The following is a 23,006-nucleotide window of genomic DNA, read 5'->3' on the forward strand; positions in this document are numbered from 1 at the left end:
ACCTGTCGTCCGGCGCGCGTGCGATCCATCAGGGACTGACAATGAAAGCCATCACTTTCGCTGAATTTGGCGATGCCGACGTTCTGGAACTCACCGACGTGCCGGACCCGGAGGTCAGGCCCCATGACTTGCTGGTGCGCAACCGTGCCGCCGGTCTCAACCGCGCGGACCTCACGCACAGGCGTGGCGGCTACGGGCGCGCGAACTTCGGCGATTCGGACCTCATGGGCCTGGAGATCGCCGGCGAGGTGATTGCGATGGGCTCCGAGACGCAGGGTTTCGCCATTGGCGACCGCGTCATGGGAATCGTGGGCGGCGGTGGTTACGCGGAACTGGCACGCATCGACTATCGCATGGCCATGCACATTCCCGATGGGCTGGACGACGTACATGCGGGTGCGTTGCCGGAAGTATTCGTCACCGCCTGGGAAGCGCTTGGTCATCTCGGTCGGCTGACATCAGGCGAGTCAGTGCTGATCCATGCGGCGGCTGGTGGTGTCGGCTCGGCGGCGGTGCAACTGGCGCACGCGCTAGGCGCCAGGGTCCTGGCAACGGCCGACGGCAGCAAGCGCGAAGCCATACTCGGCTTCGGCGCGGATGTCGCTATTGACTACAAGACCGAAGACTTCGAGGCGGTGGTAGATAGCGTCACCGAGGGGCGCGGCGTCGATGTGATCGTCGATTTCGTCGGCGCGCCCTACCTGGCACGCAACATCCGCTCCCTGAACTCTGGCGGCCGGCTGGTTCAAGTTGGCATCCTTGGCGGCATCGAGGGCGCCGAGCTTCCGCTGGACAGGCTGCTCTACCGGCACCTGCAAATCATGGGAACGGTCATGAAATCGCGCCCGCCAGCGGTGAAACATGCCATGACTCGCCGGTTCGCCGATACGTGGCTCCCCCGATTTGCGAGTCACAGCCTGGCGCCCGTCATCGACAGCACGTTTCCGTTGAAAAATGCAGCAGATGCGCATCGCCGTATGGAATCCAACCAGAATATCGGGAAGATCATGCTGACGATGGCGTAGGTCACGGGGCTGTGCCTGACATCCTTGCAGCGCGCGCGATGCTTTCGGCGAAGAGCGGGGCGGGGCTTGTCAGGTGCGATCCGGCGCGCATCCAGCGGCACCAGGTTGCTGCCCCGGCGCACCGGATCGTAAGTGAAGGCCGCCAGGTAACCATCATCCTCGGTACGACCACCCGGCTTTGGCACGAAGGCGGCCTCACCAACGATCTGGTTGCCCAGGTCATGGCGCGTGTATCGGCCGGTCTCGGTGTCGAGCTTGAGCACCGTGTTGAACACCGCCGAAGGCGGGTTGGCCTCCTTCAAAAGCTGCGCTGTGAAACATCAACGGAGCGTATCTTTCTGGGTCGGCAACGGGGTTTCCGGCCCCAAGGCCCGCCGCGTCGCCGTACTTCAGTCGGCCGTTGCAGCCATGTGGGTACGCGCGGCGTAGTCGATTCTGGTGCACTCGCAGCCGGCGAGATCTAGTGTTACAAGCGTCGCCCTTTCGCTCCGGGCCAATGCCGTTCCGGCAACGACGGCCGCATCGCGATCTGCATGGTGCGAATCGGCGTACCGCGCGCCTTCATGAATCACGTCCCAGCCGCCTCGGTACGGTGCCACCAGTATCGGTGTCGTCATGATGCTCCTCAACCGGCAGGTTTGCCGGAGAAACGATAGATGACTGCATGGTAGAGGCCGGGGAATCAAGTTCCCATAACAGAACACCGCGGCCGCATAGAAATTGCGTAAACGTGGGGGCGAATAGCCTGGATCGTTTCGCGGCTTCCAAATGCCCTCGACGACGGCAATCTGCTGATCAGCGGGCCTTTACAGGAATTTGATCGCGTTCGATGGCGTCTTGATGCCGGTTCTACCCCATTCTGCGTACGCTTGAAGCGGGGCAGTACGGAATTCCGAGTGGCGTGGCTGCTGCACGAAGGGACGGCGTGCGAGTCTGGCCGGACTATTCATCGCGTTACCGTCGACTTGGTCGATGTGACATCTCAGACGAGGATAAAAATGTGGCCCAGATTCTTACTTGGCGGCCTTGCGATATTGGCGCTGATTGCCTTGTTCTGGTTCCAGTTCCGACTGACAAACACGGTATCCCGCGAGGAAGATATCGCCGCTGACCATCTGGAACATAAGACAAAGTCGCATTGATCACGCCATTGATCACGCGTCAGCGTGAGCCTGCACGGCTTTTTCGACCATAGGACATCCGCAATTTTCGCGCAGCAGATCAAAAGGCGCGTTCGCGCGGCAAGAAGTTTTAGTACTACTCAGGGAACGCTGCGATAGCGTCACACCGGCGGCCTGGCAACAAGCGCTGAATACCACACACCCGTTTTGCCGCCTTCACGGCGACGGCCGCCGGTGCACAGACCTCAGTTGGCGGTGATGTTCTTCGCCTTGACGATGGCGCTCCAGCGGTCGTAGTCCTTGTTCAGGCGCGCCTGCATCTGCTTGCCGTCCTGGAACGCGGCGATGGCGCCGGCGCTCACCAGCTTCTGCTGCAGTTCCTTGTCGCCGGTGACGATCTCGCGGGTCTCGCTGGCAATGCGGTCCACGATGGCCTGGGGCGTCTCCAGCGGCGCGATCAGCCCGCCCCAGGAGTCGAAGTCGAAGCCCGGGAAGCCCTGTTCGGAAACCGTCTTCACGCCGGACAGCAGCACCTTGGCGTTCGGCGAACTCAAGGCAATCGCCTTGAGCTTGCCCGCGCGGATGTGGGGCAGGGCGGCTACCACGTCGGCGAACATGATGCCGACCTGTCCGCCCAGCAGGTCTGCAACGGCCGGCGCGCTGCCGCGGTACGGCACGTGCTGCATGTCGAAGCCGCCCAGGTCCTTGAGCTGCTCCATGGCCAGGTGCCCGAAGCTGCCGGTGCCGGAGCTGGTGTAGTTCAGCGGCGTCTTGCTGGCCTTGGCGAAGCGGATCAGGTCTGGCAGGGTCTCCACGCCAGGCACCACGGCGGGGTTGATGACGACGGCCATCGGCAGCACGTAGACAGTCGCCACTGACAGGAAGTCCTTCTTCACGTCATAGGCGTTGTTCTTGTACATCAGCGGCGCCAGCAGGGCCGGCATGCCGAACATCGACAGGCTGTAGCCATCGGCGGGGCTCTTGATGAAGCTGGCCGTGCCGATGGAACCCGACGCGCCCGGCTTGTTCTCGATAATGACCTGCTGCCCAAGCCGCTCCGACAATTTCTGCGCCACGATCCGGGCGGCGGTGTCCGTGGGGCCGCCCGCCGGGAACGCGACGGTCATCTTGATGAACTTCTCCGGCCAGCCGGTCTTGGCCAGCACGGCGGGCATCATCGACGCCAGGGAGGCCGCGGCGCCGGCCTTGAGGATCTGGCGGCGGCTGAGTTGCAGCTTGGTCATGGGTCTTGTCTCCAGTCTGTTGAATTGAATATCGGGATCAGATCACGCCTCGGGATCGCAGGCCCGCGATAGCGTTGTCGTCGAGTTGTAGCACTTCCTTGAAAATTTCCGTGGTGTGCTCGCCCATATGGGGCGGCGGACGGCGCACGGGCAGGCGCTGGCCATCCATCGCATAGGGTGGGGCCAGCACGGCCTGCGCACCGGCCTCGGTGTCGTGGAAATGGTGCAGCAGCCCCGCGTCGGCGGTGCGCTGGGACTGCAGCGCGTCGAGCATGCCCAGCACCTCGCCGCAGGGAATCTGGGCGGCGGTCAGCCGCTGCAGTAGCTCGGCCCGGGTGAAATGACGCAGGGTTTCGCGCAGCGCGGCCAGCAGGGTGTCGCGATGGGCCGAGCGCGCCGTGTTTGTCGCAAATCGCGGATCTTCCGCCCATTCAGGACGGCCGATGACCTCGCGGCAGAATCGCTGGAACTGGCCGTTGTTGCCCACGGTAATCACAAGCGGGCCGTCGGCGGCCTCGAAGACCCCGTAGGGAACGATGGACGGATGGGCGTTGCCGAACTTCGGCGGGTCGCCGGCCTTGAGCAGCGCCTCCATGCCGTAGTACGACGTGATCATCAGCCCGCAGTCGTAGAGGGCCATCTGCACATGGCGTCCGCGCCCTGTGGTGTGGCGCGCGAACAGCGCCGCCAGGATCGCCTGCCCGGCGTACATGCCGGTGAACATGTCCACGGCCGCGACGCCGAACTTCAGCGGCCCTTGCCCGGCCTCGCCGTTGGTGGCCATCACGCCGGCTTCGCCCTGTACCACGAGGTCGTAGCCCGGACGCTCGGCTTCCGGCGTGAAGCGTGCGTAGCCGGAGATCGAGCAGTACACAAGGCCCGGATTGTCCGCGCTGAGCTGTTCGTAGCCCAGGCCCAGCTTTTCAGCGCCACCGACCTTGAAGTTCTGGATCACCACGTCGCTGCGCGCGGCCAACTGGCGCGCCAGCTGCACGCCCTCTTCGCTCTGCAGGTCCAGGGTGACCGAGCGCTTGTTGCGATTGGCGCTATTGAAATAGGAGGTATTGCGCGTGCCGATCCGTACGCCCCAGTCGCGGGTGTCGTCGCCCCGCTCGGGGTGCTCGATCTTGATGACGTCGGCGCCGAGGTCCGCCAGGGCCATCGCACACATCGGCCCCGCCAGTACGCGCGAGAGGTCGAGAATGCGCACGCCTGCCAGCGGCAACGGCGCGGCTTGATCTTGTAGTGCCATGGTGATCTGTCTCCTGTCAGCGCATTGTCTATATGTTCCGAATGATTGACAATTGCTACCAATTAGCAACGCATATGAATATGGAAAGTTGACAATGGACCTGAACGGGCTTTCCCTGCTGGTGGACATCATCGAGGCCGGCAATCTCAGCCGTGCCGCCGCGCAACTGGGCATGAGCCGCGCCAACGTCAGCAAGCGCCTCAACCACTTCGAGCGGCAGATTGGTGCGGAATTGCTGCGTCGCACCACGCGGCAGCTGGAGCCGACGGAGCTGGGCTGGCAGTTGTATGAGCACGCCCGGGCCATTCGCCACGAAGTGATGGCGGCGCAGGAGTCGGTGGAGAGCCTGGGGAAGCGGCTGAGCGGCACGGTCCGGCTCAGCGTGCCGAGCGGCTTCGGCCAGCACACGATGTCCGCGTGGTTCATCGAGTTCATGAACCTGTATCCGGCCATCACGCTGAACGTGGTGTTCGACAACGACATCGACGACCTGATCAAGGGTGCGGTGGATTTCTCCGTGCGCGTGATGGGCGATGCGCCCACCAACGCCGTGGCCTGCAGCCTTGGCGACGTCGAGTACGTGGCCTGCGCCACGCCGGACCTGGTGCGCACCTGCGGCATGCCGCAGACGCTGGAGCAGTTCAAGGACCTGCCGCTGATTACTTCGGAACTGACGGGGCAGAAGTTGCATGCGGCGGGGCGGCCGGGTCCGGCAAGCCGGCAGCTCGACATCCGGCCCAGGCTGATGTCGGCCAATTTCTTCTTCCTGCGCGATGCCATCCTCCAGGGGCTGGGGGTTGGACTGGTGCCGCACTACATGGTGGACCAGGACCTCGCCACGGGGGCGCTGCTGCGCCTGCCGCTGCCGGCGGAGGATTTGTCCTTCCTCCGGACCACCATGTATCTGCTCTATATGCCGGCGCGCTACCAGACGCGCGCCGTGGTCACGCTGATCGCGTTTCTGCAGGATCGCGCAGCACGGCGGGGCACCTAGAGCAGGCCGTGTTCGTAGGCGTAGCGGATAAGGTCGGTATTCTTGTTGACCCCGAGCTTGTCCATGGCCGTGGACTTTTGCGACGAGACGGTGCTGATCGACCGCCCGACCCGGGCGGCGATCTCCTGCAGCTGCAAGCCCTGAACATAGAGGCGGACCACTTCCATCTCGCGCGGGGTGAGGTCATGGACCGGCTTTTTCATGGCGCCGGAGGCATTCAGCAGCGTGCGGATGGTCGAGGAGTAGAAGCATTCGGTCGTGGTGGCCACGTGCACGCAGGCCTGAACCACTTCATCCAGTTCGTCCTGCTTGCTGACGAACCCGCGCACGCCCAGATTCATGGCGCGGGCGACGATGCCCGGGTTCATCTGGCCGCTGATTACCACAACGTGGGCCTTGGGGTGGTGCTCGATCAGCTGCTTCAGCAGGTTGAAGCCGTCAACGCCGTGATCCCCCTGCCCCATGGCGAAGTCCGTCACGATAATGTCGACCTCGGTATGGGCCAGCGCGTCGATCAACGCGCTGCCATTGGCGCATGCGCAGACCACTTCGAACCCCGGCGTCAGGTCCAGGCAGTCATGCAGTGCTTTGAGGATGAGGGGGTGGTCGTCTGCGACCGCAATTCGATTGGCCATCAATGTCATAACGTAGTCTCCGAACAGGTCGATGCTGCTATGGGTGGTCAAGCGGGTAAAACGGGGGTCAAACGGAGTCAAACGGGGTCAAACGGGTGGTCGAGGAGAGGCCAACACGGGGCCAGAGACCTCGCCCGGCAGGCACGTGGCGGCTGCGGGGCGAGCGGGGCAGGGCTCTATCGGAAGCGGTTGGCGCGCAGGCTGGCCTGCTGGGCCGCGATGGCCGCGCACAATGCCTGATATTCGGGCAGGAGGCGAGCGGTCTGCATGACGAACTGGTCGCAGCGCTGCGATGGCACCGGGGAGGCGGGGGTGGGCATGCTCACGGCCGGATGTGCCATTGCCGGATGGATGGCCAGCCAGCGCGGGATGGCGGCATAGCCGCGCAGGCGCAACAGCATCAACAGTTCGACTGGCACGGCCTGTTCCACCGGCTGGTCGAAGTCCGCGAGCGCGGTGGGCGAGTGGCCGTGGCTTTGGGCGAGATGGCGGTCGGCCAGTTGGAGCGCCAGTTCCACGAAGGCGGTTTCGTTGTCGCGCCACTGCGAGGTCATGGCCGCAAGCGGTGCTTCCGTGGCGCGGAACGTGGCCTCCGGTACCTTGATATCGAGGGCCTGGCCGGCAACCCCGACGATCATGCCGGCCGCGCCGCTCAGCGTCGGCTGGTAGAGGTTGTCGAGCTCGGAGTGCTGGCCGAACCATTCCCGCAGCGCGAACGTCCCGAGATCGCGCCAGTCGAGCGCGAGCAGCATTGCAACCTGGAGCGCCAGGTCCGACAGGTCCGTCTTGTTATAGTGGGTGCCATACCAGTGCCTGCGATGCACGACCATGGCGTGCGATCCGGCCAGGCTCTCGAGCACCCCGGAGCGCAGGTTGCCCACATTTGGCGCGGGTGCGCCGCGCGCGGTGGCGTTGATGGCCTGCCACTGCCGTACGCGGCCCAGCCGATACATCGCCCGCGCCGCGCGCGGCAGCGATACCGAGGCCGGTGCCTCGAAGAACTCGGCCATCGTCTTGCAGTACCGATTCCTGAGCAGGGCAACCTCCATTTCGGCAGGATTGTTGCCCGGCTGGCCCGGATGGTCTGTCTCAATCTCCAGCGGAAAATTTTTGTGCATATGCGATAGATGTGAAAGTCATGGCCTACGTTAGCCGCTTAGCCGTGATGTCACCATCGCTGTTTCCTGAAAAAGCAAGCTGCGCAGCCGGGGCTGCGGTCATCGCTTCCACCGGATTGGATGAATTGCGAGTCGAGGGACTACCAGTGATGCGAGATGCTCACCGCGCCGCCATGCGTGCTGCCGTGGGTGCCGAGTTCGCCGTCGTAGCGAATGGACAATCGGCTACGTGGCGTGGGGCTCACGCTCATGCCCAGACGGAGTTGGGCGGCATTGCGGTTCTGGCCGCTGCCATGCACCGTGAAGTCGGTGGCCGGGGCGCCGGCGTAACGCGCGGTGATGGACTGCGTGTTCGTGCCGAAGGTGTGCACCCAGGCCGCCGCCGCGTGGATGCGCCAGGCGCCTGCCGGTCCGTCGAACAGGTGGCGCCATTCGGTGCCGAGCAGCGAGCGGACCGAATTCGTCGAGCGCGAGGGCAGCACGAGGTTGACGCTGTCCGCCCCGGTTTCCGTCGTGCCGGATAACTTCACCGCCTGCCCTTCCACGCCGGCAAACGGCGACAGCACGCCGGGCAGGGCCAGCGGCAGGTCCACGCCGGTGCGCAGGGCGGCGAAGAACTGGTTGCCGTGCGTGCTGCCGGTGGCCGTGCGGGGCACCTCGGTAAACGTGATGTCGCGGCGCATGTCGTCGATATTGCGCGCATAGCCCAGCGCCTTGCGGAACCAGAAGCGGCCCGCCGTGTAGCGGCCATAAAGCACGGCCTGATAGCTGTCGAACTGGCCGTGCACCGGCAGGCTGTGGGTGAAAGTATTGCCGTGGAGGTAGCCGAATGCCATCCCGCCGACGAAGGCTGGCGTCCATTGATAGTCGACCCCGGCCATCACGCCCGCGAGGTTGATGTCCTGCGACAGCCACGTGTCATAGCCGCCGATGCGGCCGGTGTTGCCCAGCACGGTGGCCCATGCGCAGAAGCGCGCCGCCGGCGCCGCAGGGGTGCAGGTCTCGTCCGCGAGCCGGGTGTCGATGGCGTTCATCCCCGCCCGCGCCGCCGCGTAGTGGGCGTTCGGCAGCGCGGCGTAGGCTTCCGCGCTCAACTGGTCGATCGCCGCGTAGGCCGCTGCGCCTTCCACGTTGAACAGGTCGACGGCCACTGCCAAGAAATCCCGGCTCGGCGCGTTGTTGGTGCCTGCGGCGAAGGCGTCGCGGTCCAGGGCAGTTTCCACGGCGATCTCGTTCGGTGTACCGCCGGCCAGCGCGAAACCGCGCTTGACCACGAGATAGGCGTTGTTGGCATCGTAGGCCAGGGACGGCGTGGCGAACGGATTGAGCGTGGTCACGCCCGCGAACGTGCCGGTCAGCCCGCCCGAGGCCGTCAGGATGCGATACGTATCGGCAGGACGCAGCGACAGCGCGCGCAGGCGGGCCTGCACCGTGCCGCCGGCCAGCGCGGCGGGGCCGGTGACATCTATCAGGTCATTGCTGGTGGGCGAGATATCGACCTGATACACGGCGCTGGCCGCGTGGCTGTAGCTGCCCGCGATGGACAGCGTGCCGACCGACAACGGCGCCCGCGGCGTGGTCGGCAAGACGGCGTTCCCGGGTGCGACGATGCCCTGCACGCTGACAGCGCCCTGCACCGTGCCCGTACCGGCCAGCGCCGCGCCGGGCGACACCGCCACCGCCGGGCTGGCGAGCGTGCCGTTCACGCGCAGGGTGCCGGTCTCGACGGTGGCCGATGTCCCGATCTCCGAGGTGCCGTCGAGCGACCAGTCCGCACCACGCATCGAAAGCGCAGGGAAGCCATAGGCGCGGCCGGGCAGGCTGCCGCTGCCCTGCAGGATCAGGGCGTTGCCGGCGCCGTTGCCACCGTCGAGGTCGCCCGATATGGCGCTGCCGGTATCCAGCGTCAGCGTGCTGTTCGCCCCGGTGAACTGCACGGCGACACCGCTGCCGGTCAGCGTGCCCGCGTTGACGATGGCGACGTTGGCGCCCGCGACGATTGCCGGCCCCTGGCTGCCGGCAATCGTCGCCCCCGGCTGGTTGACCACGCTGGCCGGACCGTCCGCGCCATCGATGCGGATGGCGGGGATGTTCGCGCCGCTGGCCGCGATCGTGCCGGCATTGACGATCTGGCTCCCGCCGTTGAGCGAGATGGCGCTGGTTGTCGGCGACTGGACGACGCCCCCTGGCGCGACTTCTATATAGAGGCCGGTCACGCCGGGCTGGGCGGTCAGGCTGCCGGCGAGTTGCCCGGCGACGACGACACCGCCGCCGCCGATCTGCCACGCCTGTTCGTCCGCGTTCGCACCCGTCAGCGTCCAGACGCTGGTGCCCTGTTTCTGGAGGATGCCGAAGTTCCGGTACTGCGCGGTGGGGCCGAGCGTGGAGACGTCGAAGCTGCCGGCGTCGGCGCCGCCCAGCACCAGCGTGTTGCCGGCGCTGGCCGCCGCGCCGCCGTCCACGATGCCGGTAATCCGCGAGGTGCCGGTGATCTCTATCCGGTCATCCGCCGGGCCGAACGAGATCGCCACGCCGCTGCGCCCGTCGATCGTGCCGCTGTTGACGATGGAGGCCGGTGCGCTGGGGCCGGTGTCCAGGTCGATGGCCGCGCCCTCGTCCGACGCGATCAGGCCGGCGTTGTCGAGGGTGAGGGCGGGCGTGGCCAGGATGCCGTGCGCATGCCCCACGATGCGGCCCGTCGCCAGATTGACCACGGTGCCGCTCTCGGCGAAATGGATGGCGGCCTGCGTGCTGGAGTAGTCGAATACGTCGCCGGCGATGTCGCCGGCATTGATCACCATGCTGCCCGACTGCCCGAGGTAGATGCCGTCGAGCTTGCCGGCGATCACCGCGCCGGCCTGATTCACCACGGTGCCGCCGGCGAACATCGCCACCGCGGTGGTACTGGGGCTCGCCAGCACGCCGAAGTTGGTCAGCGTGCCCAAGGGGAGGTGCACCGCGTTGTAGCCGCCGTAGACGGTGCCGTTGTTGGTCAACGACCACCCGGAACTGCCAGAGGCGTCGATGGCGACGGCGCCGTTCCCGCGCGTGTCGATGATCGCCCCGGGCACCACGACAAACGGATTGTCGGCGCGGCTCAGCTTGTAGCCCACCTCCGAACTCGTCAGGTCAGTCGCCTGAAGGGGCCGGAAGGCGGTGGCAAACAACAGAAGCACAGCGATGCGAACTCGGGACGGAACGGGCATCGGCAATTTCCCACGGATCGGAAACTGAATCCAATATGTTTGATAATGGGCGATATTGGATTATCAGAAGATTATTGGGTGGAATTGAAAGGCAGTGTATGTGATGCGAAGGGGTTGAGAAAGTGGATTAGTGATAGTGCGGGGTATTTATTTTCCTGCATTGTCTGATATTTATTTTCCGCCTCGATATAACGCAATGTTGCGATTGTCATTTATTATCCATGTAGCGGTCCCTCATGCAAAAAATACAGAACTGGCGGGGGTGACAGCGAAAGGGGATGCTCACTCGCCAGCGCAATGCCGGATTTTCCCGTGGGGCTCCCGACATATATGTAACAGCGCTGGAAATCTGGGCGGCTCGCCCTAGGGTATTAGGATGGGCACTGCCCTTCTCATTTTGCATCTTAGCGATAGGGGATTACGAATGGCCATCCAGTCACTCGCATCTCATAGCACGGCGCAATTACGACGGATGATTGGCCACTTGCAGACGGAACTGGACGCCCTGGAGCGTCTGTCTTCACTGGATCCCGAGGTGCAGGCGCGCCTCGGCTACGCCTGCACGCGCCTGCGGGAGGGGCTTGAAGCGGTGGAGGACGCACAGCGCTCCCTGCGATCGCTGCAGGAAGTGCGGCCTTCGGCACTGCGCGATACCCGTCCCTCGCGCAAGGCGTGACGGACGGGTATTGGGCGCGGTTGGTCAGACCATCGTCGGCATGCCCGCCAGGAGCTTGTCCAGCGTGATCGGGTAGTCACGCACCCGCACGCCGGTGGCGTGGTAAATGGCATTGGCCACCGCCGCGCCCACGCCGCAGATGCCGAGTTCTCCCACGCCCTTCGCTTTCATGGGCGAGGAGATGGGGTCCACCTCGTCCAGGAAAATCACCTCCTGGTGCGGAATATCGGCGTGCACGGGCACCTCGTAGCCGGCGAGGTCGTGATTGACGAAAAAGCCCACGCGTTTGTCGATGGCGAGTTCCTCCATCAAGGCGGCGCCCACGCCCATCGTCATGGCGCCGATCACCTGGCTGCGCGCCGATTTCGGATTCAGGATCCGGCCCGCCGCACAGACGGCCAGCATGCGGCGCACGCGGATTTCGGCAGTGGCCATGTCCACGCCCACCTCGACGAAATGCGCGCCGAAGGTGGACTGCTGGTATTGCTTGTCGAGATCGCCGAACTCCACGGTGTCCTCGGCGGTCACGCCTTCGCCCGCCGCCTGCGCCAGCGGCACGCTGCGGCCTCCGGCGCGGATCTGGCCGCCCTCGAACACCGCGTCCGTGGCGTTCACGCTCAGGCCGGCACGCTGGGCCAGCAGCTGGCGCAGCTTCACGCAGGCGGCATAGACGCCTGAGGTGGCGCTGTTGGCGCCCCACTGGCCGCCGGACCCCGCCGACACCGGGAACGATGAATCGCCCAGCCGCACCACCACCTGCTCGATCGGCACGCCCAGCATCTCGGCGGCCGTCTGGGCGATGACCGTATAGCTGCCCGTGCCGATGTCGGTCATATCGGTCTCCACGATGACCCGGCCGCCCTTGTCCACCCCCACGCGCGCGCCGGACTTCATGACCAGGTTGTTCCGGAACGCCGACGCCACGCCCATGCCGACCAGCCATTGCCCCGCCTTCGTCGCGCCGGGCTTGGGGTTGCGCGCCTGCCAGCCGAAGCGCTCGGCGCCCAGCCGCAGGCATTGCACGAACTGCCGCTGCGAGAATGGCCGCGCGGGCTTTTCCGGGTCCACCTGCGTGTCGTTGAGGATGCGGAACTGCACGGGGTCGATGCCGGCCTTCTCGGCGATCTCGTCGATGGCGATCTCCAGCGCCATCATGCCCGGCGCCTCGCCCGGCGCGCGCATGGCGTTGCCTTCGGGCAGGTCCAGCGTGGCCAGCCGCAGCGCGGTCATCCGGTTGGCGCCGGCGTAGAGCAGGCGCGTCTGCTGCACGGCGGTCTCGGGTCCGCCGCCGGGCAGGTCGCCCGACCAGCTTTCATGGGCGATGGCCGTGATCTTGCCGTCCCGCGTGGTGCCGATGCGGATGCGCTGGATCGTCGCCGGCCGGTGCGTGGTGTTGTTGAACATCAGGGGCCGCGTCAGCGCCACCTTCACGGGGCGCCCGGCCGCGCGCGCGCCCAGCGCCGCGAGCAGCGCCTCGGCCCGCACGAACAGCTTGCCGCCGAAGCCGCCGCCGATATAGGGCGAGATCACGCGCACGTTTTCCTTGGGGATGCCGAGCGTGGCCGCCAGGTCCTCGCGGCCCCAGGCGATCATCTGGTTGGCCGTCCACAGCGTGAGCCTGTCGCCGTTCCAGGCGGCGATGGAGGCGTGCGGCTCCATCATCGCGTGCGACTGATCGGGCGTGGTGTAGGTGGCGTCCAACTGCACCGGCGCCGCCGCGAAGCTGCCGGCGAAGTCGCCCACGGCCGTTTCCGGCTTGCCCGAAAAGTCATCGCCCTTCGGCGCGACGGCCGCATCGCGCGCGGCGGCCAGGTCGAACGCGCCTTTCCCGGCGGTGTAGCGCACGCGGATCATCTGCGCCGCCGCGCGGGCCTGCTCGAAGGTTTCCGCTACCACTAGTGCCACGGCCTGATGGTAGTGCTGGATCTCCGGGCCGCCGAGCAGCGCGGCGGTATTGCGCTGGCCCTTGCCGAGCTTGCCGGCGTTCGCGGCGGTGACGATGGCCAGCACGCCGGGCGCGCGGCGCGCGGCGGTGGTGTCCATCGACATGATGCGGCCTTTGCCAATGCCGGCGCCCACCACATAGCCGTACGCCTGGTTGCGCGCCACGTCGTGCCGCTCGTAGGCATAGGGCGCGGTGCCGGTGGCCTTGTGGGGGCCGTCGATGCGGTCCGTGGGTTTGCCAACCACGCGGAGCTGGTCGATCGGGTTGGTGGTGGCGGGGGTATCGAATTTCATCGTCCGTCTCCTCCGGTCAGGTGCGGGCCTGCGCCAGCACGGCGGCGAGGGTGCGCTGGAACAGCGGCACCTTGAAGGCGTTGTCGTGGGTTGGCCGGGCGTCCGCGAACAGGCGCTGGGTCACGGCCTGGGCGCCGCGCGGCAACTCGGTCTCGGCGGCTTCCAGGCGCCACGGCCGGTGCGCCACACCGCCCACGGCCACGCGGCCGGTGCCGTCGCGCTGCACGATGGCGGCCACGGACACCAGCGCGAATGCGTACGAGGCCCGGTCGCGCACCTTCCGGTACAGCTGCGCGCCGCCTACCGGCGGAGGCAGCGTCACGGCGGTAATCAGCTCGCCCGGCTCCAGCGCGGTTTCGATATGCGGCGTGTTGCCCGGCAGCTTGTGGAAATCGATGATGGGAATGACACGCGTGGCGCCCTTCGGGTTGACGGTCTCCACCGTGGCGTCGAGCACGCGCATGGCCACCGCCATGTCGCTCGGATGCGTGGCGATGCACGCGTTGCTGGCGCCGATGACCGCATGCTGCCGCGTCACGCCGCCGATGGCCGCGCAGCCGCTGCCCGGCGCGCGCTTGTTGCAGGGCTGGTCCGTATCGTAGAAATACGGGCAGCGTGTGCGTTGCAGCAGGTTGCCCGCCGTGGTGGCGCGGTTGCGCAACTGCCCGGAGGCGCCGGCCAGCAGCGCGCGCGCCAGTACGCCGTAGTCGCGCCGCACGCGCGGGTCGGCGGCGAGGTCGGTGTTGCGGACCAGCGCGCCGATGCGCAGCCCGCCCTGAGAGGTGGCCTCGATCTTGTCCAGCGCCAGGCCGTTCACGTCGATCAGGTGCAGCGGGGTCTCGATACCGAGCTTCATCAGGTCGAGCAGATTGGTGCCGCCGGCAATGAAGCGGCTGCCCGGGATGCGCGTGGCGGACGCGGCGGCCTGCGCCGGCGACTGGGCGCGTTCGTAGGTAAAGGGGATCATGCTTTCCTCCCGGCGACGTCGCCGATGGCGTCGAGGATGTTGGCGTAGGCGCCGCAGCGGCAGATGTTGCCGCTCATCCGCTCGCGGATCTCCTCGGCGCTCAGGGCCGGGCGCGCGTTCAGGTCGGCGCTGACGTGGCTCGGTATGCCGGCCTGGATCTCGTCGAGCACGGCCACGGCGGAGCAGATCTGGCCGGGCGTGCAGTAGCCGCACTGGTAGCCGTCATGCTTCACGAAGGCCACCTGCATCGGATGCATGCGCTCGGGCGTGCCCAGGCCCTCGATCGTCGTGATTTTGGCCTCGTGGTGCATCACCGCCAGCGTCAGGCACGAGTTCAGCCGGCGCCCATCGACAATGACCGTGCAGGCGCCGCACTGGCCGTGGTCGCAGCCTTTCTTGGTGCCGGTCAGGTGCAGGTGCTCGCGCAGGGCGTCCAGCAGCGTGGTGCGGGTATCGAGGTCAAGGTCGCGCCGCTGGCCGTTGACGATCAGCGACACCTTGTGCGAGATGGGCGGGCGCGTGGTGGCGGGGGAGGGCGCGCCGGCGGGCCGGCCGGTGGCGGCGCCCGGCACGGCGGCGGCGGTCACCGAGACCGCGCTCGCCTTGAGCAACTCGCGCCGCGATAGCTTGAGAGGGTCGCGGAAGTCTTCCATGGGTGGGGGATTCCTTGTGATGTCGGACGCGGACGCCCGAAATTGCAATGTGGCGACGGTTGCGCGCAGTTCTTACACGGCGCGGGCCGGCCGCGCGGGGCGGCTGCACGGGGCGTCTGCCGGTGCGGGCAGAACGGCGCACAAAACATGCCCGAGCGCGCCCGCGCCGTTGTCAGGCCCGCCTGCCCGCATTCGACGTTTCACGCCGCCATGAAGCATCGGCGGCGCGGCGTGACGCACACTGCATCCATTCGCCACGGAGCCGCCCCCATGAACGTTGCCGATCCGATTGCCGCCGTCACCGATGCGGACCCCTATCCGTACTACCGGCACCTGGCCGCCACGCGGCCGTTTCACCGCGATGCCGCGCTGGGCCTGTGGGTGGCGGCCAGCGCCGACACGGTGGCCGAGGTGCTCGCCCATCCTGACTGCCGGGTCCGCCCGACGGCCCAGCCGGTGCCGCCCGCGCTGGCCGGCACCCCGGCGGGCGACCTGTTCGGCCGGCTGGTGCGCATGACGGACGGGGCGCCTCATGCGGCGCTCAAGACCGTGGTCCTGCGGGCGATGGCGGGCATCGACCTCCCTGCCGCCCGCCTCCGCGTCCGCGCGCTGGCCGCGCACCTGCCGCGCGTGGAGGCGGACGACGCCCACGAGGCCAATCGCTGGATGTTCACGCTGCCCGTGCTCTGCGTGGCGGACCTGCTCGGGCTGCCGCTGGAGCGGGACGAAGCCGGCCATGTGTCCACACGGGTGGCCGGCTTCGTGGCGACGTTCGCGGCGGCCATGTCGCCGCTGGCCCGACCCGCCGATGTGGAGGCGGGCGCCGTGGCCGCGCAATGGCTGACGCGCTGGGCGGGGGAGAACGCAGCGCCGGGCGGATTGCTCGCGGCGATGGCGCAGGCCGCTGGCGAGGCCGACATCGACCCCGCCACGCTGCTGGCCAACGCCATCGGCCTGATGATCCAGGCCTGCGAGGCCACGGCCGGGCTGGTCGGCAATACGCTGGTGCGGCTGGGCCGGACTGGCGAAATGGGCGAAATGGGCGATGTGGGGGATGTGGAGCAACTGGTCGCGGACGTCGCCCGCACCGATCCGCCAGTGCAGAACACGCGCCGCTTCCTGGCCGCAGACGCCACGCTGTGCGGCGAATCCCTGAAGACCGGCGATGCCGTGCTGGTGCTGCTGGCCGCCGCGTCGCATGACCCGGCAGCGCGGGCGGACCCGGCGGACCGGCCGTGGACCTTCGGCACCGGCCGCCACGGCTGCCCCGGCGACGCGCTGGCGCGTCTTCTGGCGGCGGTCACCGTCGACAGCCTGCTCCAGCGCGATGTGAACCCACGCCGCCTGCTGCGCGGCTTGCGCTATCGTCCATCCGTGAACGCGCGCATTCCGCTGTTCACACCATCCCACTATTAAGTAGAGGAGCCCCCATGATTGCCGTGATCTTTGAAGTCGAACCCGCGCCGGGCCGCCAGGACGCCTACCTCGACATCGCCGCCCACCTCAAGCCGACCCTCGAGGCCATCGACGGCTTTATCTCGGTGGAGCGCTTCCAGAGCCTGACCACGCCCGGCAAGCTGCTGTCCCTCTCGTTCTTCCGTGATGAGGCGGCGGTCATCGCCTGGCGCAACACGCTCGACCACCGCCAGGCGCAGGCGGCCGGGCGCGGCGGCGTGTTCGCCAACTACCGGCTGCGCGTGGCCCAGGTGCTGCGCGACTACGGCCTGCACGAGCGTGACGAGGCGCCGGCGGACAGCCGGGCCGTGCACGCCGATGTGCCCAACGGTGTGTCCACCCCGCGCTAAGGGAGCCTGTCGATGTTCCACGTCGGTCCCGAATTCGCGTTTATCGGCCTGACCTTCCTGCTGGCCGGCTTCGTCAAGGGCGTGGTGGGCCTTGGCCTGCCGACCGTGGCGGTGGGCCTGCTCGGGCTGGTCATGCCGCCCGTGCAGGCCGCCGCGCTGCTGGTGGCGCCGTCCATGGTCACCAACGTCGTGCAGCTGTTCAGCGGCCCGCGCTTCGGCCAGCTGCTGCTGCGGCTGTGGCCGATGCTGGTCACCATCTGCGCCGGCACGTGGCTGTGCGCCGCGCTGGTGCCGGCCAGGATGATGGACCACGCCACCAACGCCCTCGGCGTGGCGCTGATCGTCTATGCCGTGATGGGCCTCGCCGCGGTGCGGCTGGTGGTGCCGCCCCGGGCGGAGCGCTGGATGGCGCCGCTGGCCGGGCTGGTTACGGGGGCGATCACCGCCGTGACCGGGGTCTTCGTCATCCCCGCCGTGCCCTACCTGCAGGGGCTCGGCCTCGACAAGGAAAGCATGGTGCAGGCGCTGGGGCTGTCGTTCACGGTCTCGACCATCGCGCTGGCCGTGAGCCTGGCGCTGGGCGGCGCGCTGCTCCATACGCCGGTGCTGGGGGCCTCGCTGCTGGCGCTGGTGCCGGCGCTGGGCGGCATGTTCCTTGGCCAGTGGCTGCGGCACCGGATCAGCGCGGAGCGCTTCCGGCGCCTGTTCTTCTGCGGATTGCTGCTGCTGGGGGCGGATCTGGCGCTGCGCGGCATTGTCTGACCGGCCCTGGCATGAAAACCTGACACAATCGCCGCGGATACTGGTGCAGGATCGCAACGTGGCATCCGCCATGGCACCAGACGACGAAAGGGCGATGCGGCATGACACGGCGCAGGGGTACTACCCAACTGTGGGCAACGCTGGGCAAGCAGGCGGCGCGCAGCGCCCGGCGCCTGCAACGCACGGTGACCAATTCCGTGCTGAAGACGGCCAGGCAGCAGGGCAGCGCCGTGAGCGAGGCCGTGGGCCGTGCCGTGGGCAAGGCTGCGCATCGGGCGCTGACCGGAGTGGTCACGCCCGCGCCGTCGCCGGTCAGCAAGGGCGGCGGGGTCTGGGAGGAAGGGGTCTGGGGTTTCACCCTCGGCCTTGGCGCGCTGGGCCAGCGGCGCTACCGCATCTTCGTGCCGCCGGGCGTGAGCGCCGCGCGTCCCGCCCCGCTGCTGGTGCTGCTGCACGGCTGCGGGCAGGACGCCGCCAGTTTTGCCGCCTGCGCGCGCGTGACCACCGTGGCGCGCGACGCGCGCTGGGTGGTGCTGATGCCCGAGCAGTCGGTGCAGGCGAACTCGCAGCGCTGCTGGAACTGGTTCCGGCCGGACGCCCGGGGCGCATCCGAGGCAGCGCTGCTGATGTCGATGATCGACCATGTCTGCCGGCGCTACGCCATCATCGGCGAGCGGGTTTGCGCGCTGGGCCTGTCGGCGGGCGGGGCGATGGCGATGATGCTGGGCCTGCGCTACCCCGACCGCTTTGCCGCCGTGGGCTCGCACTCGGGCGCCGTGCCCTATAGCGCCGTCAACGCAGCCCAGGCCCCGCGCGCCATGCGCGGCGAGCGCGTGCCGGACGCCGTGGCGGCCCGGCTGGCGCTGGCGGGCCGTCGTCCGCCGCCGTTGCTGCTGCTGCATGGCGATGACGACACCGTGGTCACCTACGACAACGCCACCTCGGCCGCCGCGCTGTGGCTGGAGCTGCTGCCGCCTGGTGCGGTCGCCCCGAAGGCCATGCCGCCCCGGCGCGTGCGGCGCGGCACCCGGCGCGCGGTCGATGTCTTCGACTGGCAGGCCGGCGTGCGGCCCTTCATGCGGCTGGTCAGGGTGGAGGGGCTGCGGCACGCCTGGAGCGGCGGCGCGCCGGGTCAGGCCTTTGCCGATCCGACCGGCCCGGATGCGCTCAAGATCGCCCTGCGCTTCTTCTCCGTGAACGGGCGCGGGCTGGCTTGATGGGGCGATTTACCCGGGTGCCTAGTTCGTGCCGACGGGCTCGAAGGCCACGTCGCTGGTCGGGCACGCCACGCACGGCAGGATCAGGCCCTCGTCCTTCTCATCCGCACTGAGTCCCGGCCATTCGATCCGATAGCGCACGCTCCCCGCGTGAAGCTGGCTGATGCAGGCCCGGCAGGTGCCGTTGCGGCAGGAGCTGGGCAGGGCGACGCCTTCGAGCAGGGCCGCCTCCAGCAGGCTCAGCGAGGCCGGCGCGGCGTAGCGTGTCTCGCCGGGCAGCACGTGGGCGGTGAATTCTGCGCTGTCGTCCGAGATGATGTCGTCCTGGTCAGGCATCGGCTTCCGGGAACCGGGCGCGGCCATGGGTGGCGTCGCGCAGGGTGGCGATGGCGGGCTCGCGCAGCGTGGCCGGCAGGCGGATTACCAGCCGGGCCAGCGCGCCATACTGGGTGTCGGCCAGCGTGCAGCCCTCGCCGGCCATCGATTCGATCCAGCGGCGCACGCGCGGTTCGTCGGCATAGTCCACCTCGACGTCCAGCGTGGCGTAGGCGATGCGCTCCACGCGCTCGGCGTCCTTGAGCGCGGCGGCAATCGCATCGGTATAGGCGCGCACGAGGCCGCCTGCACCCAGCTTGACCCCGCCGTAGTAGCGGATCACCGCCGCCAGCACGCCATCGAGATCATGGTGGCGCAGCACTTCGAGGATCGGCCGGCCCGCCGTGCCGGACGGCTCGCCGTCATCGGACATGCCGGACTGTCCACCCGCCAGCAGTGCCCAGCACACATGGGTGGCGGCTGGGTGCTGCGCGCGCAGGTCCTGGAGCACCGCCATGGCGGCCTCGCGGTCTGGCACGGGCGTGGCCAGGCCGATAAAGCGGCTCTTGCGGATCTCGAGGTCCGAGTGCACGGGGGTGGCAAGCGTGTAGGTGGGCAAGGCGGCGGAAATCGGCCGAAACCGGCGGGGTGACTGGGCAGGAGAGGGAGTGTAGCGCAGCCGGGGCGTCTGACCGCGCAGAGGCGCCGTGCCTGCTACCCTTGCGCCTGTTACCCGCGAAAACAGGAGCGCCCATGACCCGCCCGTCCCCCGATCTCGCCGCGCGCCGCATGGCGCCTGCCACCGAGCGCAACCGGGAGCCGATCCTTGCCGTGCTGCGCCAGGTGCTGCCGACCAGCGGCACGGTGCTCGAGATCGCCAGCGGCACCGGCCAGCACGCTGTCCACTTCGCCGCCGCGCTGCCGGGCATCACCTGGCAGCCGAGCGACCCCGATGCCACCTGGCGCGAGTCGATTGCGGCCTGGGCAGTCCACGCCGGGACGACGAACGTGCTGCCGCCGCTGGCCCTCGACGTGCGCGCGGAACCCTGGGGCATTGACGCCGTGTCCGCCATTGTCTGTATCAATATGGTCCACATCTCGCCGTGGGCGGCCGCCGAGGCGCTGTTCGCCGGTGCCGGCAAGCGGCTCGGGCCGGGCGGCGTGCTCTACCTCTACGGCCCCTACAAGCGCGACGGCGCCCACACGGCGCCCAGCAACGCGGCCTTCGACGCGCAACTGCGTGCCGCCGATGCCGAATGGGGCGTGCGCGACATGGAAGCGGTGATCGCGCTCGGTGCGGCCCAGGGCATGACCTGCGACGCGCCCATCCCGATGCCGGCGAACAACTTCAGTCTGGTCTTCCGCAAGCCGGCGGCAGGCTAGCCGCGTACGAGCATGACCACCGCCGTGGCGATCAGGCAGACGGCGAACGCGGCGCGCAGGCGGCGTTCCGGCATCCGGTGCGCCAGCGCCACGCCCCAGGAGATCGTCAGCATGCCGCCGAGCGAGAGCGGGATGCCGCTGGTCCAGTCGACATGGCCGGCCTGGGCATAGGTCATCAGCGCGACCACGGCGCCCGGCGTGACCAGCGCCAGCGCCAGCCCCTGCGCGGCGGCCTGCCGCATGCCGAACAGGCCGACCAACGCCGGCGCGGCCACCACGCCGCCGCCCACGCTGAAGAACCCCGAGAACGCCCCGCCCACCACGCCCACAGCCGGAATCCAGCGCGACGACAGCCGCGCCTGCTGCTGGGTCACGGCCCGGCCGGGCATCAGGCGCCACAAGAAGTACAGGGCGAGGCCGATCATGAAGATTGCGAAAATCCGGCGCAGGAGCTGGGCGTCCATGGCGGTGGCCAGCCGGGCGGAGAAGTAGGTGGCCAGCACGGCCGAGAGACCGAGCACGATGGCAGTGCGCAGTTCGATATCGGCCCGTTTGCGGTACTGCCAGAAGCCGATCACCACGTTGGGCGCGATCATCACCAGCGAGGTGCCCTGGGCGAGCTGCTGGTCCATCCCGTAGAGCAGCCCGAGGGCCGGGATGGCGATCAGCCCGCCGCCGATGCCGAACAGGCCCCCGACCCCGCCGAGCAGCCCTCCAAGTCCGAAGATGAGCAGGGCGGACAGCAACGAATGGTCAGGCATGGTGAATCCGGGGGCGTCAGGGGCGCGAAGAGGGGGCGAAGGGCGTCGATGATACGCGGACATTGGGGGATACATGGCCGCCGCCCGGGGCTGCCCTTTAGCGATCCGTTAACTACCCCTTCGCCGGCGCAGCCAACGCCAGCGTATTGGCGCGCACCTCCACCCTGACCGGATCGGTCTGCTTCCATTGCCGCCGGGGCACCACCAGCTTCCAGCCGGCTTCCTCGTCCGGGTTGCGGAACAGGGCGACGATGCCGACGAATTCGGCGTCGGCATGCATCGGCTCGGCCAGGCTGACCCGCTCGTCCGGGCGCAGGACGACATCGCGCTGGGCCAGCAGGTCGGGCTTCAGCGCCGTCAGGTCATTGGTCTGGAGCTGGGCGTAGCTCAGTTCGCGGAAGGCGTCCGGCGTCTTCAGCTGATAGACCCGGACCACCGTCGACAAGGACTTTCCGGCGTCGGTGGCGTTCAATGACGTCCGGCTGGCGAGGTCGAGATTCATCGTCTTGACCTGCGTGGTGAAGGCCCACTTCGCGGCCTCCACGGTGCTGTCCTTCACGGCCTGGCCGACGCCGCACCCTGCGGCGAGGCTGGCGCACAGGAACAGGGCCCCGATGCGGAACGGCTGTCTCATCGTGTTTGTCCTCATGATTAGTGGTGGCTGGAGGGGTGGCGCTCCGGGCGCGCGGCGGGTTGGACGATGCCATTCCAGGTGCCCAGTTGCACCCGGGTCACGGACTCCGCGGGCGCCCGCAGCTGGGTGGAATAGCCCAGCCGCACCGCGCCGTCGTTCAGCGCCGGCGGCGGCATCAGGGACGTGTGCACGTGCATTTCGATACAGGCATGCGCCGTGTGGCCGAGGTAGAAGCGCAGCAGGGTCATCACCTCCCGGTGCTGGGCGTGGCCGGGCATCAGGCCCTGCACGAGGTCCGCCGTACGGGGCGTGATGACCACGCGCACGGCATTCGCGCGGTCGAAGAAGCCGCGCCCGAGTACACAGTTCTGCCCGAGCGGCCTGCGCTCGGTCGCGTCCGACGGCAGGCGGGTCCAGACCGGATGGAATTCGTCTACGCGCACGCCTGCGTCGGGCACGGCGTGTTGCAGCACGCCAGCGAGGCCCTCGGCCGTGCGGGTGCGCTGGCTGGCCAGCCCCAGCATCGACAGCAGCTTCTGGGTGGGCACGGTGTCGCTGACAGCGGACCCGCCAAGGCCGAGCCCGAGCAGGCTCAGCAGGTAGCGGGACACCTCGTCGCCGCCGTCGCGCCGGAAGCCCAGCGGGTAGCGGTACTTCCGCGCCACGCGATAGAACTGCGTGACGATGCGGTGGTGGAACAGGTCGAGGAAGGCCGCCAGCGGCTCCGCGCCATCGCGCCGCTGGGCCACTTCGTCGACGAAATACGACGGCATGTGGGCATCGACGCCATACAGCCCCAGGAAATTGGTGCGCACCACGGGTGGCGCGTCGGGGTGGTCCGGGTCACGCTCCACGGCGTCGATCTCGCGGCCCGGAAAGCCGAGCCGGCCGTTCGAGCGGAAGCGCACCGGCTCATTGGCCGGCGAATCGGTGGTGCCGAGCGGCGGGTGGCCTGGCGCCGCCAGCTCGATCAACTCGCACAGGCGGAAGAAGTTCATGC

General features: G+C 68.1%; 23 protein-coding genes. 8 read left to right on the plus strand and 15 right to left on the minus strand.

Annotated elements, in window-relative coordinates:
• Positions 1-41 precede the first annotated feature (41 nt).
• Positions 42-1,025, plus strand: a complete 984-nt coding sequence (locus KHO18_RS10005) for an NAD(P)H-quinone oxidoreductase (RefSeq protein WP_144197704.1) — start codon at positions 42-44, stop codon at positions 1,023-1,025.
• On the opposite strand, the gene KHO18_RS10010 is transcribed toward KHO18_RS10005, so the two are convergent.
• The 4 genes from KHO18_RS10010 to KHO18_RS10025 form a co-directional block, all read right to left on the minus strand.
• Positions 911-1,327 carry a carotenoid oxygenase family protein gene (locus KHO18_RS10010; protein ID WP_144197705.1) on the minus strand — a complete coding sequence of 139 codons (417 nt, stop codon included), beginning with the start codon at positions 1,325-1,327 and terminating at the stop codon, positions 911-913. The genes KHO18_RS10005 and KHO18_RS10010 overlap by 115 nt on opposite strands.
• Before the next feature lie 87 nt (positions 1,328-1,414).
• Positions 1,415-1,642 (minus strand): DUF2188 domain-containing protein, encoded by a 228-nt coding sequence (locus KHO18_RS10015; RefSeq protein WP_144197706.1) that lies wholly within the window; start codon positions 1,640-1,642, stop codon positions 1,415-1,417.
• A gap of 749 nt (positions 1,643-2,391) precedes the next feature.
• Entirely contained in the window at positions 2,392-3,390 is a 999-nt protein-coding gene (locus KHO18_RS10020) for a Bug family tripartite tricarboxylate transporter substrate binding protein (RefSeq protein ID WP_144197707.1), read from the minus strand.
• Between the two features lie 37 nt (positions 3,391-3,427).
• The gene (locus KHO18_RS10025; RefSeq protein ID WP_144197708.1) at positions 3,428-4,642 is read right to left on the minus strand and encodes a CaiB/BaiF CoA transferase family protein; all 1,215 of its coding nucleotides are present in this window, start codon (positions 4,640-4,642) and stop codon (positions 3,428-3,430) included.
• 94 nt (positions 4,643-4,736) lie between these two features.
• On the opposite strand from KHO18_RS10025, the gene KHO18_RS10030 reads away from it, so the two are divergent.
• The gene (locus KHO18_RS10030) at positions 4,737-5,636 is read left to right on the plus strand and encodes a LysR family transcriptional regulator (protein WP_144197709.1); all 900 of its coding nucleotides are present in this window, start codon (positions 4,737-4,739) and stop codon (positions 5,634-5,636) included.
• On the opposite strand, the gene KHO18_RS10035 is transcribed toward KHO18_RS10030, so the two are convergent.
• The 3 genes from KHO18_RS10035 to KHO18_RS10045 all read right to left on the minus strand — a co-directional run bounded on the left by KHO18_RS10035 (position 5,633) and on the right by KHO18_RS10045 (position 10,565).
• Positions 5,633-6,280 (minus strand): response regulator transcription factor, encoded by a 648-nt coding sequence (locus KHO18_RS10035; RefSeq protein WP_144197710.1) that lies wholly within the window; start codon positions 6,278-6,280, stop codon positions 5,633-5,635. The genes KHO18_RS10030 and KHO18_RS10035 overlap by 4 nt on opposite strands.
• A gap of 167 nt (positions 6,281-6,447) precedes the next feature.
• Positions 6,448-7,389 carry a hypothetical protein gene (locus KHO18_RS10040; RefSeq protein WP_211943103.1) on the minus strand — a complete coding sequence of 314 codons (942 nt, stop codon included), beginning with the start codon at positions 7,387-7,389 and terminating at the stop codon, positions 6,448-6,450.
• Between the two features lie 140 nt (positions 7,390-7,529).
• Positions 7,530-10,565, minus strand: a complete 3,036-nt coding sequence (locus KHO18_RS10045; RefSeq protein WP_211943104.1) for an autotransporter outer membrane beta-barrel domain-containing protein — start codon at positions 10,563-10,565, stop codon at positions 7,530-7,532.
• A 514-nt stretch (positions 10,566-11,079) separates the two neighbouring features.
• Here KHO18_RS10045 and KHO18_RS10050 point away from each other — a divergent pair.
• Complete coding sequence (locus tag KHO18_RS10050) at positions 11,080-11,271, plus strand: hypothetical protein (protein ID WP_244844678.1); 192 nt, start codon at positions 11,080-11,082, stop codon at positions 11,269-11,271.
• Between the two features lie 24 nt (positions 11,272-11,295).
• On the opposite strand, the gene paoC is transcribed toward KHO18_RS10050, so the two are convergent.
• Genes paoC through paoA form a run of 3 tightly spaced genes read right to left on the minus strand, consistent with a single transcriptional unit; the run spans position 11,296 to position 15,129 of the window.
• Positions 11,296-13,509 carry an aldehyde oxidoreductase molybdenum-binding subunit PaoC gene (gene paoC / locus KHO18_RS10055; RefSeq protein WP_211943106.1) on the minus strand — a complete coding sequence of 738 codons (2,214 nt, stop codon included), beginning with the start codon at positions 13,507-13,509 and terminating at the stop codon, positions 11,296-11,298.
• 16 nt (positions 13,510-13,525) lie between these two features.
• Entirely contained in the window at positions 13,526-14,476 is a 951-nt protein-coding gene (locus KHO18_RS10060) for an FAD binding domain-containing protein (protein WP_144197715.1), read from the minus strand.
• Positions 14,473-15,129, minus strand: coding sequence for an aldehyde dehydrogenase iron-sulfur subunit PaoA (gene paoA / locus KHO18_RS10065; RefSeq protein WP_144197716.1), 657 nt, complete (start codon positions 15,127-15,129; stop codon positions 14,473-14,475). The genes KHO18_RS10060 and paoA overlap by 4 nt, the downstream gene beginning before the upstream one ends.
• Positions 15,130-15,399: 270 nt before the next feature.
• Here paoA and KHO18_RS10070 point away from each other — a divergent pair, with 270 nt between their 5' ends.
• The 4 genes from KHO18_RS10070 to KHO18_RS10085 all read left to right on the plus strand — a co-directional run bounded on the left by KHO18_RS10070 (position 15,400) and on the right by KHO18_RS10085 (position 18,913).
• Positions 15,400-16,545, plus strand: coding sequence for a cytochrome P450 family protein (locus KHO18_RS10070; protein ID WP_211943107.1), 1,146 nt, complete (start codon positions 15,400-15,402; stop codon positions 16,543-16,545).
• 14 nt (positions 16,546-16,559) lie between these two features.
• Positions 16,560-16,934, plus strand: a complete 375-nt coding sequence (locus KHO18_RS10075) for an antibiotic biosynthesis monooxygenase family protein (RefSeq protein ID WP_144197718.1) — start codon at positions 16,560-16,562, stop codon at positions 16,932-16,934.
• A gap of 12 nt (positions 16,935-16,946) precedes the next feature.
• Positions 16,947-17,696, plus strand: coding sequence for a sulfite exporter TauE/SafE family protein (locus KHO18_RS10080; RefSeq protein ID WP_369823406.1), 750 nt, complete (start codon positions 16,947-16,949; stop codon positions 17,694-17,696).
• Between the two features lie 101 nt (positions 17,697-17,797).
• The gene (locus KHO18_RS10085) at positions 17,798-18,913 is read left to right on the plus strand and encodes an extracellular catalytic domain type 1 short-chain-length polyhydroxyalkanoate depolymerase (RefSeq protein WP_144197719.1); all 1,116 of its coding nucleotides are present in this window, start codon (positions 17,798-17,800) and stop codon (positions 18,911-18,913) included.
• A gap of 21 nt (positions 18,914-18,934) precedes the next feature.
• Here KHO18_RS10085 and KHO18_RS10090 read toward each other — a convergent pair whose 3' ends face one another.
• Positions 18,935-19,249 (minus strand): 2Fe-2S iron-sulfur cluster-binding protein, encoded by a 315-nt coding sequence (locus tag KHO18_RS10090; protein ID WP_144197720.1) that lies wholly within the window; start codon positions 19,247-19,249, stop codon positions 18,935-18,937.
• Entirely contained in the window at positions 19,242-19,847 is a 606-nt protein-coding gene (locus KHO18_RS10095; protein WP_144197721.1) for an IMPACT family protein, read from the minus strand. The genes KHO18_RS10090 and KHO18_RS10095 overlap by 8 nt, the downstream gene beginning before the upstream one ends.
• A gap of 134 nt (positions 19,848-19,981) precedes the next feature.
• Between KHO18_RS10095 and KHO18_RS10100 the strand changes: the two genes are divergently transcribed.
• The gene (locus KHO18_RS10100; RefSeq protein ID WP_144197722.1) at positions 19,982-20,611 is read left to right on the plus strand and encodes a DUF938 domain-containing protein; all 630 of its coding nucleotides are present in this window, start codon (positions 19,982-19,984) and stop codon (positions 20,609-20,611) included.
• On the opposite strand, the gene KHO18_RS10105 is transcribed toward KHO18_RS10100, so the two are convergent.
• The 3 genes from KHO18_RS10105 to tssG all read right to left on the minus strand — a co-directional run bounded on the left by KHO18_RS10105 (position 20,608) and on the right by tssG (position 23,004).
• On the minus strand, positions 20,608-21,372 hold the full coding sequence (locus KHO18_RS10105) for a sulfite exporter TauE/SafE family protein (RefSeq protein ID WP_144197723.1): 765 nt from the start codon (positions 21,370-21,372) through the stop codon (positions 20,608-20,610). The two genes, KHO18_RS10100 and KHO18_RS10105, sit on opposite strands and share 4 nt — an antisense overlap.
• A 112-nt stretch (positions 21,373-21,484) precedes the next feature.
• Positions 21,485-22,006, minus strand: coding sequence for a type VI secretion system lipoprotein TssJ (gene tssJ, locus KHO18_RS10110; RefSeq protein WP_211943108.1), 522 nt, complete (start codon positions 22,004-22,006; stop codon positions 21,485-21,487).
• A gap of 17 nt (positions 22,007-22,023) precedes the next feature.
• A complete protein-coding gene (tssG, locus tag KHO18_RS10115) occupies positions 22,024-23,004 on the minus strand; it encodes a type VI secretion system baseplate subunit TssG (protein ID WP_211943125.1) in 981 nt (326 codons plus the stop codon).
• Positions 23,005-23,006 lie beyond the last annotated feature (2 nt).

Source organism: Cupriavidus campinensis, from assembly GCF_905397395.1.
In the GTDB taxonomy this organism is placed as follows: Bacteria; Pseudomonadota; Gammaproteobacteria; order Burkholderiales; family Burkholderiaceae; genus Cupriavidus; species Cupriavidus campinensis.

Excerpts from the sequence above, each read along its gene's own strand:
- KHO18_RS10005 (WP_144197704.1), top strand. The coding sequence starts at position 42 with ATGAAAGCCATCACTTTCGCTGAATTTGGCGATGCCGACGTTCTGGAA.
- KHO18_RS10015 (WP_144197706.1), bottom strand. The coding sequence starts at position 1,642 with ATGACGACACCGATACTGGTGGCACCGTACCGAGGCGGCTGGGACGTG.
- KHO18_RS10020 (WP_144197707.1), bottom strand. The coding sequence starts at position 3,390 with ATGACCAAGCTGCAACTCAGCCGCCGCCAGATCCTCAAGGCCGGCGCC.
- KHO18_RS10025 (WP_144197708.1), bottom strand. The coding sequence starts at position 4,642 with ATGGCACTACAAGATCAAGCCGCGCCGTTGCCGCTGGCAGGCGTGCGC.
- KHO18_RS10030 (WP_144197709.1), top strand. The coding sequence starts at position 4,737 with ATGGACCTGAACGGGCTTTCCCTGCTGGTGGACATCATCGAGGCCGGC.
- KHO18_RS10035 (WP_144197710.1), bottom strand. The coding sequence starts at position 6,280 with ATGACATTGATGGCCAATCGAATTGCGGTCGCAGACGACCACCCCCTC.
- KHO18_RS10040 (WP_211943103.1), bottom strand. The coding sequence starts at position 7,389 with ATGCACAAAAATTTTCCGCTGGAGATTGAGACAGACCATCCGGGCCAG.
- paoC (WP_211943106.1), bottom strand. The coding sequence starts at position 13,509 with ATGAAATTCGATACCCCCGCCACCACCAACCCGATCGACCAGCTCCGC.
- KHO18_RS10060 (WP_144197715.1), bottom strand. The coding sequence starts at position 14,476 with ATGATCCCCTTTACCTACGAACGCGCCCAGTCGCCGGCGCAGGCCGCC.
- paoA (WP_144197716.1), bottom strand. The coding sequence starts at position 15,129 with ATGGAAGACTTCCGCGACCCTCTCAAGCTATCGCGGCGCGAGTTGCTC.
- KHO18_RS10070 (WP_211943107.1), top strand. The coding sequence starts at position 15,400 with ATGAACGTTGCCGATCCGATTGCCGCCGTCACCGATGCGGACCCCTAT.
- KHO18_RS10075 (WP_144197718.1), top strand. The coding sequence starts at position 16,560 with ATGATTGCCGTGATCTTTGAAGTCGAACCCGCGCCGGGCCGCCAGGAC.
- KHO18_RS10080 (WP_369823406.1), top strand. The coding sequence starts at position 16,947 with ATGTTCCACGTCGGTCCCGAATTCGCGTTTATCGGCCTGACCTTCCTG.
- KHO18_RS10085 (WP_144197719.1), top strand. The coding sequence starts at position 17,798 with ATGACACGGCGCAGGGGTACTACCCAACTGTGGGCAACGCTGGGCAAG.
- KHO18_RS10090 (WP_144197720.1), bottom strand. The coding sequence starts at position 19,249 with ATGCCTGACCAGGACGACATCATCTCGGACGACAGCGCAGAATTCACC.
- KHO18_RS10100 (WP_144197722.1), top strand. The coding sequence starts at position 19,982 with ATGACCCGCCCGTCCCCCGATCTCGCCGCGCGCCGCATGGCGCCTGCC.
- KHO18_RS10105 (WP_144197723.1), bottom strand. The coding sequence starts at position 21,372 with ATGCCTGACCATTCGTTGCTGTCCGCCCTGCTCATCTTCGGACTTGGA.
- tssJ (WP_211943108.1), bottom strand. The coding sequence starts at position 22,006 with ATGAGACAGCCGTTCCGCATCGGGGCCCTGTTCCTGTGCGCCAGCCTC.
- tssG (WP_211943125.1), bottom strand. The coding sequence starts at position 23,004 with ATGAACTTCTTCCGCCTGTGCGAGTTGATCGAGCTGGCGGCGCCAGGC.